This is a genomic window from Massilia sp. CFBP9026, assembly GCF_034045165.1.
In the GTDB taxonomy this organism is placed as follows: Bacteria; Pseudomonadota; Gammaproteobacteria; order Burkholderiales; family Burkholderiaceae_D; genus Telluria; species Telluria arenae.
Map to the genome: position 1 here is coordinate 51,420 of NZ_JAXCWH010000008.1, position 14,144 is coordinate 65,563.

Here is a 14,144-nt window from a genome sequence, read left to right on the forward strand (position 1 = left end):
TCTCCTCCTTGAGGGCGCCGTGCTACAGGGTGCCGTGGAAGGTACGGTTGATCACGTCGAACTGCTGTTCCCTGGTGAGCTTGATGAAGTTGACGGCATAGCCCGACACACGCACGGTCAGCTGCGGGTATTTTTCCGGATGGGCCATCGCATCGTGCAGCGTCTCGCGATTGAGCACGTTGACGTTGATGTGGAAGCCCCCGCTGCCGAAATAGGCGTCCAGCGCATCGACACCGCGCCCGACCTGCTCGCCCTCGGTGCCTAGCGCCGCCGGCACCACCGACAAGGTGAGCGAGATGCCGTCCTCGGCATCGTCGTAGGGAATCTTCGCCACCGACATCAGGGCGGCCATCACGCCGTGGGTGTCGCGTCCGTTGGACGGATTGGCGCCCGGCGCGAATGGCTCGCCCTGTTTTCGCCCGTCCGGCGTGGCGCCGGTGCCCTTGCCATACACGACGTTCGAGGTGATGGTCAGCACCGACTGGGTGTGCACCGCATTGCGATAGGTCGGATGGCTGCGGATCTTGTTCATCATCGTCGTCACCAGCATCGTCGCGATCGCGTCCGCGCGTTCGTCGTTGTTGCCGTAGCAGGGGAACTCGCCTTTGACGTCGAAATCGACCATCAGCCCGCGCTCGTCGCGGATCGGCCGCACCTCGGCATACCGGATGGCCGACAGGCTGTCGGCCGCATGCGACAGGCCGGCGATGCCGCAGGCCAGCGTGCGCAGCACGTCGCGGTCGTGCAGCGCCATCTCGATCGCCTCGTAACAGTATTTGTCGTGCATGTAGTGGATGACGTTGAGCGCATTGACATAGGTCTCGGCCAGCCAGTCGAGCATCGGGTCGAGGTGGGCCATGACGTCGTCGTAGTCGAGCACCTCGGTGGCGATCGGCGCCAGCGCCGGCCCGATCTGCTCGCCGCTCAGCTCATCGCGGCCGCCATTGAGCGCGTACAGCAGGGTCTTGGGCAGGTTGACGCGGGCGCCGAAGAACTGCATCTGCTTGCCGAGCCGCATGGCCGACACGCAGCAGGCGATGGCGCAGTCGTCGCCCCATTTCGGGCGCATCAGGTCGTCGGACTCGTACTGGATCGCGCTGGTGTCGATAGAGGTCTTGATCGCGAAGCGCTTGAATCCCTCGGGCAGGCGCGGCGACCAGAACACGGTCAGGTTCGGCTCCGGCGCCGGCCCCAGGTTGTACAGCGTCTGCAGCATGCGAAACGCCGTCTTCGTCACCAGGGTGCGGCCATCCTCGCCCATACCGCCCAGGGTCTCGGTCACCCACACCGGGTCGCCCGAGAACAGCGCGTTGTATTCCGGCGCGCGCAGGAAGCGCACGATGCGCCACTTGATGACCAGGTCGTCGATGATTTCCTGCGCGCCCTGCTCGGTGAGCGTGCCCTCGCGCAGGTCGCGTTCAAAATAGATGTCCAGGAAGCTCGACAGCCGTCCGACCGACATCGCCGCGCCGTTCTGCTGCTTGATCGCGGCCAGGTAGCCGAAGTACGTCCACTGCACCGCTTCGCGCGCGTTGGCCGCCGGCGCCGCGATGTCGCAGCCGTAGCGCAGTGCCATCTCTTCCAGTTCTTCCAGCGAGCGGATCTGCTCCGACAATTCCTCGCGCAGCCGGATCACCTCCTCGGTCGAATGACGATCGTCCAGTTCGGCCTTTTCACGCCGCTTGTCGGCGATCAGGAAGTCGACGCCGTACAGCGCCACCCGGCGGTAGTCGCCGATGATGCGCCCGCGCCCGTAGGCATCGGGCAGGCCGGTGACGATATGCGAGGACCGGGCCCGCCGGATCGCCGGCGTGTAGGCGTCGAACACGCCGTCGTTGTGGGTCTTGCGGTATTTGCTGAAGATCTCGCCCAGCAGCGGGTCGGGCGTGTAGCCGTAGGCCTTCAGGCCAGCCTCGACCACCCGCCAGCCGCCGAACGGCATGATGGCGCGCTTGAGCGGCGCATCGGTCTGCAGGCCGACGACGATCTCGCTGTCCTTGTCGATATAGCCGGGGCCGTGCGCCAGGATGCTCGCGGGGACCTGCGATACGTCGAGCACGCCCTTGTCGCGCTCCTCGGAAATCAGCGGCGTCAGTTTCTGCCACAGGGCCGTCGTGCGCGCGGTGGGGCCGGCCAGGAAGCCGCCATCCCCCTCGTAGGGAGTGTAGTTGTGCTGGATGAAGTCGCGCAGGTTGATGCGGTCCTGCCAGAGCCCGGGCAGGAACATGCGCCACGCTCCTGAGCTGGTCCTGTTCTGCAACTTGATGTCGACCTTGACGTCCATTGTGTCCTCCGTAGTCTGCGGGAGGGCGCGCGGAACAGGGGCAAGGTGGCGAGCGGTCCAACCCGGGAACAGCGTACGTCCCCGGTTTTTTCGGGTCCATCGGACCTTGGTCTTAGGTGGCGAGCGCCAATGGCGGTTTGACATCGACGATCGATCTAATTGATAATAGTTCTCATTATCACGTAGATCGGAGTCGTTCGTGCAGTCACCGCAGACCTTGTCCACCAGCCGCCGTCCGCTCGCGGCCCTCGTCTCTCTCGCCCTGCTTCCCCTCATCGCGCAAGCCCAACAGGCCGATACCGATGGCGCCGTGGTCGTCATCGCCGCCTCGCGCTCCAACGTAGAAGTGGACAAGGCGCCGCAGACGGTGGTTGTGATCCGCAAGGAAGACATCGCGCGCCAGCTGACCATTTCCACCAACACGTCCGACGTCCTCAGCAACCTGCTGCCCTCGTACACGCCCAGTCGCGGCAAGATGAACGGCTCGGGCGAGACGCTGCGCGGACGCACCCCGCTGATCCTGGTCGACGGCGTGCCGCAATCGAATCCGGTGCGCCCCACCGGGCGCGAGGCCCACACCATCGATTATGCGATGGTCGACCGCATCGAGATCGTGCAGGGCCCGAACGCCATCAACGGCCTGGGCGCCACCGGCGGCACCATCAACATCATCACGCGCCGCCCTGCCGCGGGCAGCTTTAATCAGCACGTCGACGTGCAGGTGACGACGCCCACCTCCGATGTGAACGGCGACCTGCTCGGCTACAAGACCACCTACCGGCTCGACGGCCGCGGCGACAAGCTCGAATACCTGTTCTCGGTCGGCTACGAAGACCAGGGGCTGTACCTGGACGGCGCCGGCCGTTCGATCGGGGTCGACGTGACCCAGGGCGACCTGATGGATTCGCGCAGCTACGACGTGCTGGCCAAGATCGGCTACCGGCCGGACGAACACCAGCGCCTGCAGTTCTCGGTCAACCGCTACCGCATCAAGTCGAAGGCCAGCTACCTCGGCGTGCCGGGCGACCGCGCGCGCGGCATTCCATCCACGTCGGTCGAGGGCACACCGCCTGGCGCGCCAGCCTGGAACGACGTCTGGACCACCAGCGCCAGCTACACCCACACCAATCTGGCCGGCATGGAACTGTCGGCGATGGCCTATAGCCAGGAATTCGTCGGCCTGTTCGGCGCCGACAACTCGGCCACCTTCCAGGACGTGACGATCGCGCCGCGCGGCACCCTGTATGACCAGTCGCGTTCGGTCGCCTCGAAGTACGGCAGCAAGGTCGGCCTGACGAAAGAGGGCCTGTTCGATGGACGCCTGAAGCTCACCGTCGGCTTCGACACGCTGGTCGACGAGGGCAAGCAGGACATGTACGGCACCGGGCGCACCTTCGTGCCCGAGTCAAAGTACAGCAACCTGTCGCTGTTCACCCAGGGCGAATTCAAGCTGCTCGATAATCTGACGCTGCACGCCGGCGCGCGGCGCGAGAACGCCGACCTCGAAGTCGACAGCTATCGCACGCTGGCCGCCTACAACAACACCTTCGTCGAAGGCGGCAAGATCAAGTTCAACGAAACGCTGCTCAATGCGGGACTGGTGCTGGAGCCTGTCAAGGACGTCACCTTGTACGCCAATTATTCGGAAGGCTTCGGCCTGCCGGACATCGGCCGCACGCTCCGCTCGATCAACACGCCTGGCCAGAGCATCGGCAGCCTGCGCAACCTCGAACCGATCCTGACCGACGGCGTGGAGGCCGGCACCCGCGTGCGCAAGGGCGACTGGGAATTCGACGCCAGCTATTACCGTTCCGATTCCGACTTCGGCGCGCGCGTGGTCTCGGTCGGCGGCGTGTTCATGATGGCGCGCGAAAAGACGCGGCTTGAAGGCGTCGAAGCCAAGATCGCGCACCGCTTCAATGCTACGCACCGCGCCAGCCTCTCGTATGCGCGCACCAAGGGCCGCTACGACAGCAATAACGACGGCAGCCTGGATGCGAAGCTCGACGGCCTGAACGTCTCCCCGGACCGCGTGCTGGCCAGCTGGACCGCGAACTGGGGCGACCGCCTGTCGTCGCTGGTCCAGGCCCAGCATGCGTTCTCGCAGGACTTCGACGATCCGGCCAAACGCTTCTCGGGCTACACCCTGGTCGACGCGGCCCTGACCTACAAGCTGCGCAAGGGCGACCTGCGCCTGGGCTTCGCCAACCTGCTCGACAAGGACTACATCACGTACTACTCCCAGAGCGCATTGGTCGAACCGGCCCGCTACTTCGCCGGCCGCGGCCGCACCGTGACCGTGGGTTATGCGCTCGGCTTCTGAGCGCGGCCTCAGGGTCGTCGGCGCGGTGGTGGGCGGCTACCTGCTCACCGTGTTGACGGTGATCGCGGCCGGCGCCGTGCTGGCCCGCCTCGGCATGGCGCGCTCGGAAGCCGTCGCGCTATCCTCGATGCTGGGCTTCGTGTTCTATCTCGCGCTGCTGGTCTGGGCGTTCAGCGTACGCGCCGCGGCGCGCCTGTGGATCGTGCTGGCAGCCGGGGTAGCGCTGATGGCTACCGTCATCCACCTGGTTGACTAGGACGGCGCCATGGAAGACACCTTGCGCAAATCGATGGCCTGGCTCCACACCTGGGCCGGCGTCGTGCTGGGCAGCGTGCTGTTCGCCGTGTTCTGGATGGGCACCCTGAGCGTGTTCGACCGCGAGATCGACCGCTGGATGATGCCGCCCACCCGACTCGCGCCCGCAAGCGCGCCGATCTCGCTCGACGCCGTCGCGCGCACCGTGCTGCCGGCGGTGCCCGCTGGCGCCAGCCAGTGGCGGGTCGACCTGCCGACCCAGCGCACCCCGGTGCTGCGCTTCACCTACAAGGCCGGCGATGACGAGCCGGCGCCGCGCCAACTGGATCCGCAGCGGCTCACCTTCCTGCATGAGCAAGGCACGCTGGGCGGCAGCGGCTTCTTTTTCCCCTTTCACTACAGCCTGCACCTGCAGTGGAAAGAAGTCGGCAAGTGGATCGTCGGGGTGGCGGGCATGGCCATGCTGCTATTGCTGGTGTCGGGGGTGATCATCCACCGCAAGATATTCGCCCAGTTCTTCACGTTCCGGCCCCGCAAATCCCTGCAGCGCAGCAGCCTGGACCTGCACAACCTGGTCGGTGTGCTGGGCCTGCCCTTCCACTTCATCATCACGCTGTCTGGCATGGTCATCTTCATGATGATTTATTTTCCCCAGGCGTACACCGGCGCCTACGGCGAAGGCAAGGCGGCCAAGGCCGCGTTCTTCGCCGATGCCTACGGCAAGTACAGCCGGCCCAGGGCCAACACGCCCGGCGCCCTGGCCTCGCTCGATGCGATGGCTGATATCGCGCGGCGCGAATGGGGCGGCACGCAGCCCGAATCTCAGCCATATTTCGTGCGGGTCTGGCACCCGGGCGACGCCAACAGCTATGTCGAATTGCGCCGGTCCTACGCGCGCGAGGTCACGATGAACGTGGACCAGATCTTCTTCGACGCGGCCAGCGGCCAGGTGCTGCACCGCTTCCAGGCAGCGCCCGTGATGTCGGCCCAGCGCTTCATCTCGGGCATCCACTTCATCCAGTTCGAGCACTGGACCTTGCGCTGGCTGTACTTCCTGGCCGGGCTGGCCGGCTGCGTGCTGATCGCCACCGGCTTCCTGTTCTGGCTCGAAGCGCGCCGCGCGCGCCATGCCGCGAAGGGACTGGCCGGGGTGAGCGTGGTGGAAGGGCTCACTATCGGCAGCGTCACCGGGATCGTGATCGCCACGCTTGCATTCATGGCCACCAACCGCTTGCTGCCGCCCGCGCAGGGACTGGGCGGCGAAGCCCGCGCGGCGCTCGAGGTCTGGACGTTCTACCTGGTGTGGATGGCCAGCTTCGGCCATGCGTGGTGGCGTGGCCGCGCGGCCTGGCGTGATCAAGCCTGGGCCACCTGCCTGCTGGCCGTGGTGTGCGTCCTGCTCAATGCAGTCACCACCGGCGACCATCCGCTCCGGGCGCTCGCAAGCGGGAACTGGGCGGTGGCGGGCGTGGATTTGCTGCTGCTGGCACTGGCATTGCTGGCAGCGTGGGGTGCACGCCGCCTTGGCGTCAAACCGGCCCGAGGCGGCGCGCGCCAGGCCGACGTGCGGGCATGACGGCGCTGCTGCTGGTTGCCGCCTGCCTGGCCAGTTATGGCGGCTTCGCCTGCCTGGCGCTGGCCATGCCGGAGCATTGGGAACGATGGCGCGGCCGGTCGCTGCGCGCCGTCGCGTGGCGCTGGCTGCGTCCCGCCGGCCTGGGCCTGCTGGCGCTGGCCTACGGCCTGTGCGTCTGGCGCGACGGCATCAGCTTCGGCAGCCTCCTGTGGACGGTGCTGATCTCGGCGGCGGCGCTGGCGGTCGCCTTTACCCTCACCTGGCGCGCGATGCGCTGACTCCGCTCCTGCATCACACCCCTGCCACCGCGGCTACGCCGCCATGTTCCCACAATGATCGAGGTTGAAACTAAGCGCTTTGGAGCGATACCACCGCTCTGCCCCGCCAATTTGTATTCCTGAAGCAATGCTTCAGTAATCAAATAGAAAGGAAGCTGCTTGGATGAACACATCAGATACGCGCAAGGCTGACGGCCGGCGTTGGCACATGGCCGGGACAGCAAAACTCGTGGCGCTGAGCCTGATGCTTGGCGCCTGTGGCGGCAACTCCGGCCCGGATCAGGCACAGACGCCTGGCGATATCTCGCCAGGGTTGGCGCGCTTCTACGACCAGCAGCTGACGTTCGGCCCTTGCGACAGCTACGCCACCACAGACGCGCAAGCCAAGGAATTCGCCGAGAAGACCTTGACATGCGCCCGGCTCCAGGTGCCGCTCGACTATCGGAATCCGGAGGGAAGAACGGCGCAGATTGCGCTGCTGCGGGTGGCGGCGAAGGGCGAGCCGGGCAACCGGATTGGCTCGATCCTGCTCAACCCGGGCGGCCCCGGCTTTTCCGGCATGGGCTACGCGGCGACGGTGGCGAATGCCCTGGCCGATAGTCCGATCAGGAGACGATTCGACCTGATCGGGTTCGACCCGCGCGGGGTCGGGGCGTCGACTCCGGCATTGGATTGTTTTACGGATGCCGAGCGCGAGGCCGACGTGACACTCTCCACGCTCAACTCCGGGGTCGAGGACTACACCGAAGACGAGACCCGCCAGGTGTACAGGAAGTGCGCCGCGCGCTCTGGCGGAGAGGACGTGCTGGCCAACGTCGGCACCCGCGACGTGGTCCGCGACATGGACGTACTGCGCGCCGTGCTCGGCGACGAAAAGCTGACATTCGCCGGCGCCAGCTACGGCACGCGGCTGGGCGCCGTGTATGCCGAAATGTTCCCTCACAACGTGCGGGCGCTGGTGCTCGACGGCGCAGTCGATCCTCTGACTGGCACCGCCGCGCGCCGGCTGGTTCAGTTCGCGGGCTTTCAACGCGGCTTCGACAATATGGCGGCCTTCTGGGCCAGCTCGCCAGACTGTCCGCTCGGCACCGATCCGAGCCAGGCGACCGCCGTCTTCCAGCAGCTCCTGCAAGCGTTGATCGACAAACCGATCGTCACCGCGGACGGGCGCAAGCTGACCTACACTGGCGCACTCAACGGCTTGGTCCTGCCCCTGTACAGCGAGTCGGGCTGGCCAGCCGTCATCCAGGGCATCAGCGCACTGAAAGCCGGGAATGGAGAACCTCTAATGCTCCTGCGTGACCTGGCCCAGTCGCGTCATGCCGATGGCAGCTACGGCAACGCCAACGAGGCACAAATCGCGATCGAGTGCCTCGACGAAGAACGCCATACTCCCGAGGAGGAGAGCGCGATGAAGCATGCGGTGTTCGAGGTTGCGCCATTCCTGGCCACTGGCCGGCCGGTCTCGGCACGGGATATCTGTGAGGCGTGGCCAGTGGAACCGACGCTTGGCTATCCCTATGCCGTCGATATCGAGGGACTTCCGAGAACACTGGTCGTGTCGGTCACCCGCGACCCGGCGACCCCGCACGAAGGGGGGATCAGCCTGGCCAGGACGCTTGACGCCAGCCTGCTCACCGTCGAAGGTGAACAGCACGGCGTGGCCCTGATCGGCGGGAATGCGTGTGTCGATGAAATCGTCGCGGACTATCTCATCGACCTCGAGTCTCCCGCACCGGACAGCCGGTGCACCTTGCAGGACTGACGGGCTTGACGACGGTCGATGCGTACCGGGATTCTTACAGCGGGACGCCGCCAGATCTTGCCAGCATGCGCTCCACGTAGCGGGCGATCAGGTCGATCTCCAGGTTGACCTGCGAACCGGCTTTCAGATGCTTGAGGGTAGTGACCTCGATCGTGTGCGGGATCAGGTTGATCGAGAAGCGGCAGATCTTCTTGCCGTCGGCGTCGAGATCCTCGACCCGGTTGACGGTCAGCGACACGCCATTGACCACGACCGAGCCCTTGTAGGCCAGGAACTTGGCCAGCTCATGAGGCGCATCGACGATCAGCTCGAACGATTCGCCGACCGGTTCGAAGCTATGCACCACGCCCAGGCCATCGACGTGGCCCGAGACCAGGTGCCCGCCCAGGCGCTCGGCCAGGGTCAGCGCTTTTTCAAGGTTGACTTCGCCTGCGCTCTCCAGGCCCACCGTCTTGTTCAGGCTCTCCCGCGAGACGTCGACGGTGAACGCATTGTCGGTCTTCTCGACCACGGTCATGCAGGCGCCATTGATGGCGATCGAGTCGCCCAGGGCGACGTCGGCCAGCGGCAGCGGGCCGGCGTCGACGACCAGGCGCACGCCGGCGTCCAGGCCGCCCGCCAGTGGCGAGACGGAAGTGATGTTGCCGACGGCAGCGACGATTCCAGTAAACATGTGATTCCTTCGTGTTAAGTCAAATTCAGTATCAGGCGGCCGGTTCGACGAAGCGGGCCAGGATGCGCAGGTCGTCGCCCACGCGCGCCACGTCGTGGAAGCGCAGTTGGCGGCGGTCCGCCAGGCGCTCGAGCGCGGGCAGGTCGAACATGCCCTGCCCCGGTCCGATGAGGCTTGGCGCCAGGTAGGCCAGCAGCTCGTCGACGCAGCCTTCGCGCACCATCGACGCGTTCAGCTTGGAACCTGCCTCGACGTGCACTTCGTTGATCTCGCGCCGGCCCAGCTCGCGCATCAGCGCCGGCAGGTCGACCTTGCTGCGCGCGTTCGGCAGCATGAGCACTTCGTGGCCAGCCGCTTGCAGGGCCGCGGCCTTGTCATGATTCTCGACAGCGGCCACGATCCAGCATGGTTCGCCCTGCAGGATGCGGGCGTCGGGGTCGATCTCCAGGCGGCTGTCGACGATCACGCGGCGCGGCTGCAGCGGCGTGTCGACGCCGCGTACCGTCAACTGCGGATCGTCGGCCTTCACGGTGCCGATGCCGGTCACGATCGCGCTGGCGCGCGCACGCCAGGCATGGCCGTCGGCGCGCGCCGCCTCGCCCGTGATCCACTGGCTCTCGCCGCCGGCCAGTGCGGTGGCGCCGTCCAGGCTGGCCGCCACCTTCAGGCGCACCCACGGCAGGCCGCGCACCATGCGCGAGAAGAAGCCGACGTTCAGCTCTTGCGCCGCCTCGGCCAGCACACCGGCCTTGACCTGGATGCCGGCGGCTTCGAGCTGGGCCAGGCCGCGGCCGGCCACCAGCGGATTCGGGTCGACCATGGCCGCCACCACCCGTCCCAAGCCGGCCTGCACCAGGGCGTCCGAACATGGTGGCGTGCGGCCATGGTGGCTGCACGGTTCCAGCGTGACGTAGGCGGTGGCGCCGCGCACGTCGTTGCCGCGCGCCGCGGCATCGCGCAGGGCCTGGATTTCGGCGTGCGCCTGGCCGGCGGGCTGGGTGTGGCCGGCGCCGATCACGATGCCGTCCTTGACGATCACGCAGCCGATGCGCGGATTCGGCGCGGTGATGTACATGCCGCGCGCCGCCCAGTCCAGGGCCAAGGCCATGCCGTCGGTATCGTTCAGGATCAGTTCGCTATAGCTCGTCGCCATTTCTTCGGTCGCCATCTCGTTGGTCGCCATCTTTTTCCTTCAGGGCGGCGCCGCGGCGCCGTCACACCCGTCTTCGCGGGCGGGATTGCACAGGCGTGCGCGCCCGAGCATATTGATTTTAATACGGCGCACCTGGCCGCCATGGAATAGCGACAGCGTGCCAAGACGCGATGCCGCGCTGTTGGTATCGCTGCAGCTGCGTCCCGCGCCATTGTAGGCGATGTATTGCGGCGGCGCAGGGCTGGTGAAGGAATAGCTGACCTGCATGCCGTTTGGCAGAGGAGCACGCACGGCCAGGATCTCGTCGCCCTCGCCCGGACGGCGGTCGTCGTCGCGATCGACATAGACGGTCCAGCCGCGCGACCAGTCGCGGCCGGCCTCGTCGTTGGGCGTGAGCTTGACCCGCTCGTTGCGCGCGATCGCCTGCGAACGGGTGAGCTGGATCGCTCCATGCAGGTCGCCCGAGGCGGTGCGCAGCTGCTGGCCGCGCACCAGCGCATGCAGGTCGGGGGCGGCCACCGCCGCCGTCACCGCGACCATGCCCAGCACCACCACCAGCTCGGCCAGGGACAGGCCTGCGCAGCGATGCAGTCTCATTGTTGGCTTCATGGCCAACAGCGCGACGACGGACCGCTGGCCGCCTGCCGGCCGGTGCTGTCGAGCGTCAGGACGCCGCAGTCCGGGTCGGCGAAACCGGTGTCCACATTGGCGGTGCCCGGCCGGGCGCGCAGCTCGATGCAGTGGGCGATATCCTGGCCGGGACAGGCGTCGCCGTCCAGCTCATAGGCGCTGGTGGCGGCGCTGTTGCCGATCCAGGGCGGAAATTCGCCGGTATCGGCATCGTCGGTATCGATCGAGAACGCCAGATAGGAGTGGCGCAGCGCGCGGTATTGCTCCTGGCGTTGCATGATGTCCAGCAGCGCCAGCTGGGCCTCGATGCGGCGCGCCTTCACCATCTGCTGCGCATACGAGGGATAGACGAGCGCTGCCAGGATGGCGAGGATGGCCAGCACGGCCATCAGTTCGACCAGCGTGAACCCATTGCTGCCGCGTCTCATCGTCTGCCCCTTCCAAACGGGTGGCCCGCCGCGCTGGCGGCTGGCACCGCGAACGCTTCACTCCAGTTCCCCAGTTCGCGCCAGCCGACACGCCGACCGGGGGCGCCATCGGACGGCTTGCGGTAATAGGCCTGCAGCGCGGCATGGGTGCCGGGCATGCTGCCGGCGCCGCGCGCCGTGATCCGGTACAGCTGGCCGTCGGGCGCCGCCGGCATCAGCTCGATCAGGTAGCGTGGCGCCGCGAGCGGCAGTGCGCCCGCGCCGTCCGGCATGCTCAAGCCGGTAAAGCTGCCGAACAGGATGGCCGGGCCGTCTTCCTCGGCCAGCAGTTCGGCTAGCTGGTCGGGATTGGCCGCGTGCGCACACAGGCCGCTGTATGGCCGCCCGCCGCCGCAACCGGCGACGAAGGCGTCCGCGCTGCCGCCGGCGATCGCGTTGGCGCGCGCCGAACCAGGCTCAGCGCCGCCTTCGATGTCGCGCTCCGCATCCAGCAGTGCGGCGTCGGCCATCTGCAGTGCCAGCACGCGGTCGCGTTCATGCGCGGCGGCGCGCGCGCCCTGCATGGCGCCGCGAGTGGACGCGATGCCGGTCATGAGCACCGCCAGCATCAGCACCAGGGCGGTCAGGAGCGCAATGCCGCCTTCCCGCCGCCGGAACGGTGAGTGAATGGTGCGCATGCGACGTTCAATCCGGCGCCACTGGCAAGGCGATGGTCGCGCCGTAGACCTTGCGCATGCGTGGCTCGTGACCGTCATCGAGCGCCGTCCCCACCAGCCGCGTGCCCTGATCGCCACTGGAAAAGGCTGCGCCATGGTCTGGCCCGAACAAGTCGTAGACGATGCTATCGTCGGCGCCCGGATTGAGGGGCGGCCCATGCAGCAGCAGCGCGACCCGCACCAGCGCCACCCGTTTCCAGTGGGTGCGCTTGCGCAAGTCGGCCGCGCGTTCGTCGGGCGTGGCGCCGGCCAGTACCAGCGCCGCGTCGAGCGCGCCCAGCTCGGTCGCATTCACGTAGCGGTCCGGGACGCGGTCGCCGTCGGCATCCAGACCGTACAGCACCTGGAAGCCGTCGACCCGGCCCGCCACCGCATCCGACGACCAGCTGCTCGCTCCCCGGTACTTGCAACGCAGTTCGGCATCGCCCTGGGCATTGCGCGCGACATAAAAGATGCTCCAGCCGTCTTCGTCGCGGTGCACGGGAAAGCCCGCGCAATCGAGGGTGGCGCCATCGCCACCCGGCGGTGCGCCGCTGCCGGGAAAGCGCAAGGCCAGCACGTCGCTGCCATTGGCTTAGTCGGGTAAGACCGCATCGATGCCGACGCCGGTACGCTCCAGCGAACTGGCGTCCAGGCCGGCCAGCCGCGCCGGCGCTGCCGGGTCGACGACAGGATGCGCCGCCCAGTCGACGTGCGCCGCCAGGCGGACGGCGCGTGCCAGTGCATCGACGGCGTAGCGGCCGCTATCGTCCATCTCGGACGCCTCCATGACGGCGGCATGCGCGCGCACGCTGGTGATCAGCAGCGAGCCGCTGGCCAGCAGCACCGCCAGGCCAAGCGCCATCGCCACCATCAGTTCGGCGATGGTCAGGCCGGCCTGGCGCCCGAATGTGCCCAAGACCCTCATCGCGCCACCAGCAACACATAGCCCGGCCCGTCATCGGTGCCATGCCAGCCGATCTTGATCGCCACCGGCGCAGTCTCGTCCCCGTTGCACGCCCAGCGGTAGCGGCTATGCTCCGCATCCCACGGCTCGCCGTCGCGACAGACCGCGATGCGGCCCGATGGAAAGCCCCGGTGCAGCGCCAGGCGCGTCTCGCGCAGGTCGTAGGCGGCCAGTGCCAGCGGATCGCAGGCGCCGACGCCAAAGCACGGCGCGCCACCCGCGGGCGGGCCAGCATCGAGCGCCTTGTAATCGAGCGGAAAATAAGGGTTGGCGCCATCCGGCAGGCTCGCCACGTGGACGTTGGCCTGCATGCGTGCGGCCAGTGAGGTGGCCAGCATCGCCGCTTCGGAACTCAGCGCCGCATGCTGGCGCGTGCGCTGCGCCGCCAGTTGCGCCGCGCTGGCGCCGACCACGCCGACCGCGAGCACGAACAAGGCCACCAGGACTTCGATCATGGTGAAGCCGCCCGGGCGGCCGGGAAGATGCGCCTGCATGCCTATCCTCCGCTAACGATGTACGAGCAGAGAAGTTATCAGGCAGGGCTCTGGCGCCCATGCGTGGCCGCAAGGGTGCGCAGGGCAAAAAAAGGAACTTGGAAACGAGGTCAGTTGTCGAGCTTGCGCTGATGCCCAACTTCGGCCAGCGCCGCCTGGAAGGAATCCAGGTCCTCGAAATTCTTGTAGACGGAAGCGAAGCGGATATACGCGATCTTGTCGAGCCGCTTGAGCTGTTCCATCACCAGCTCGCCGACATACACGCTGTCGACTTCGCGCCGTCCGCTGGTGAGCAGCTTTTCCTCGATCGATGCAACGGCGCCGTCGATCGCCTCGGCCGAGACCGGGCGCTTGCGCAGCGCCAGCATCAGGCTGCCGCGCAGCTTGGAAGAGGCAAATTCAGTGCGGCTGCCATTTTTCTTGACGATGATCGGCATCGACAGCTCGATGCGCTCATAGGTGGTGAAGCGCTTGTCGCACTTGCCGCAGCGGCGCCGGCGCCGGATGGCGTCCCCTTCCTCCGATACGCGGGTATCGAGGACTTGTGTTTCTTCATGCTGGCAAAAGGGACATTTCATGGGGCCGGGGCTGCAGTATTGCTGGATGATGCGACCGGACCGGTG

General features: G+C 67.0%; 15 protein-coding genes. 5 read left to right on the top strand and 10 right to left on the bottom strand.

What is annotated here, in order from left to right:
- Positions 1-22: 22 nt before the first annotated feature.
- Positions 23-2,227: a formate C-acetyltransferase gene (pflB, locus tag SOM28_RS19430; protein WP_346433472.1), complete on the bottom strand. Its 2,205-nt coding sequence runs from the start codon at positions 2,225-2,227 to the stop codon at positions 23-25.
- A gap of 256 nt (positions 2,228-2,483) precedes the next feature.
- On the opposite strand from pflB, the gene SOM28_RS19435 reads away from it, so the two are divergent.
- The 5 genes from SOM28_RS19435 to SOM28_RS19455 all read left to right on the top strand — a co-directional run bounded on the left by SOM28_RS19435 (position 2,484) and on the right by SOM28_RS19455 (position 8,481).
- The gene (locus SOM28_RS19435) at positions 2,484-4,607 is read left to right on the top strand and encodes a TonB-dependent receptor (RefSeq protein ID WP_320469121.1); all 2,124 of its coding nucleotides are present in this window, start codon (positions 2,484-2,486) and stop codon (positions 4,605-4,607) included.
- Positions 4,591-4,863, top strand: coding sequence for an iron uptake protein (locus SOM28_RS19440; RefSeq protein WP_320469122.1), 273 nt, complete (start codon positions 4,591-4,593; stop codon positions 4,861-4,863). Before SOM28_RS19435 ends, SOM28_RS19440 begins: the two co-directional genes overlap by 17 nt.
- Before the next feature lie 9 nt (positions 4,864-4,872).
- Positions 4,873-6,438, top strand: a complete 1,566-nt coding sequence (locus SOM28_RS19445; RefSeq protein WP_320469123.1) for a PepSY-associated TM helix domain-containing protein — start codon at positions 4,873-4,875, stop codon at positions 6,436-6,438.
- Positions 6,435-6,716 (top strand): DUF3325 domain-containing protein, encoded by a 282-nt coding sequence (locus SOM28_RS19450; RefSeq protein ID WP_320469124.1) that lies wholly within the window; start codon positions 6,435-6,437, stop codon positions 6,714-6,716. The genes SOM28_RS19445 and SOM28_RS19450 overlap by 4 nt, the downstream gene beginning before the upstream one ends.
- Positions 6,717-6,879: 163 nt before the next feature.
- Complete coding sequence (locus tag SOM28_RS19455) at positions 6,880-8,481, top strand: alpha/beta hydrolase (protein ID WP_320469125.1); 1,602 nt, start codon at positions 6,880-6,882, stop codon at positions 8,479-8,481.
- A gap of 34 nt (positions 8,482-8,515) precedes the next feature.
- On the opposite strand, the gene SOM28_RS19460 is transcribed toward SOM28_RS19455, so the two are convergent.
- From SOM28_RS19460 to nrdR, 9 genes are all read right to left on the bottom strand, one after another.
- Positions 8,516-9,154 (bottom strand): riboflavin synthase, encoded by a 639-nt coding sequence (locus SOM28_RS19460; protein ID WP_320469126.1) that lies wholly within the window; start codon positions 9,152-9,154, stop codon positions 8,516-8,518.
- 31 nt (positions 9,155-9,185) lie between these two features.
- Positions 9,186-10,262 carry a bifunctional diaminohydroxyphosphoribosylaminopyrimidine deaminase/5-amino-6-(5-phosphoribosylamino)uracil reductase RibD gene (gene ribD / locus SOM28_RS19465; protein WP_320469259.1) on the bottom strand — a complete coding sequence of 359 codons (1,077 nt, stop codon included), beginning with the start codon at positions 10,260-10,262 and terminating at the stop codon, positions 9,186-9,188.
- An 84-nt stretch (positions 10,263-10,346) separates the two neighbouring features.
- Positions 10,347-10,904 carry a GspH/FimT family pseudopilin gene (locus SOM28_RS19470; RefSeq protein ID WP_320469127.1) on the bottom strand — a complete coding sequence of 186 codons (558 nt, stop codon included), beginning with the start codon at positions 10,902-10,904 and terminating at the stop codon, positions 10,347-10,349.
- 8 nt (positions 10,905-10,912) lie between these two features.
- The gene (locus tag SOM28_RS19475) at positions 10,913-11,365 is read right to left on the bottom strand and encodes a type IV pilin protein (protein WP_320469128.1); all 453 of its coding nucleotides are present in this window, start codon (positions 11,363-11,365) and stop codon (positions 10,913-10,915) included.
- The gene (locus SOM28_RS19480; RefSeq protein ID WP_320469129.1) at positions 11,362-12,042 is read right to left on the bottom strand and encodes a pilus assembly PilX family protein; all 681 of its coding nucleotides are present in this window, start codon (positions 12,040-12,042) and stop codon (positions 11,362-11,364) included. Before SOM28_RS19480 ends, SOM28_RS19475 begins: the two co-directional genes overlap by 4 nt.
- Positions 12,043-12,049: 7 nt before the next feature.
- Positions 12,050-12,640, bottom strand: coding sequence for a PilW family protein (locus tag SOM28_RS19485; protein ID WP_320469130.1), 591 nt, complete (start codon positions 12,638-12,640; stop codon positions 12,050-12,052).
- A 15-nt stretch (positions 12,641-12,655) separates the two neighbouring features.
- Positions 12,656-12,979, bottom strand: a complete 324-nt coding sequence (locus SOM28_RS19490; RefSeq protein WP_320469131.1) for a PilW family protein — start codon at positions 12,977-12,979, stop codon at positions 12,656-12,658.
- Between the two features lie 5 nt (positions 12,980-12,984).
- Complete coding sequence (pilV, locus tag SOM28_RS19495; RefSeq protein ID WP_320469132.1) at positions 12,985-13,521, bottom strand: type IV pilus modification protein PilV; 537 nt, start codon at positions 13,519-13,521, stop codon at positions 12,985-12,987.
- 110 nt (positions 13,522-13,631) lie between these two features.
- Positions 13,632-14,099 carry a transcriptional regulator NrdR gene (gene nrdR / locus SOM28_RS19500; RefSeq protein ID WP_123068688.1) on the bottom strand — a complete coding sequence of 156 codons (468 nt, stop codon included), beginning with the start codon at positions 14,097-14,099 and terminating at the stop codon, positions 13,632-13,634.
- Positions 14,100-14,144 lie beyond the last annotated feature (45 nt).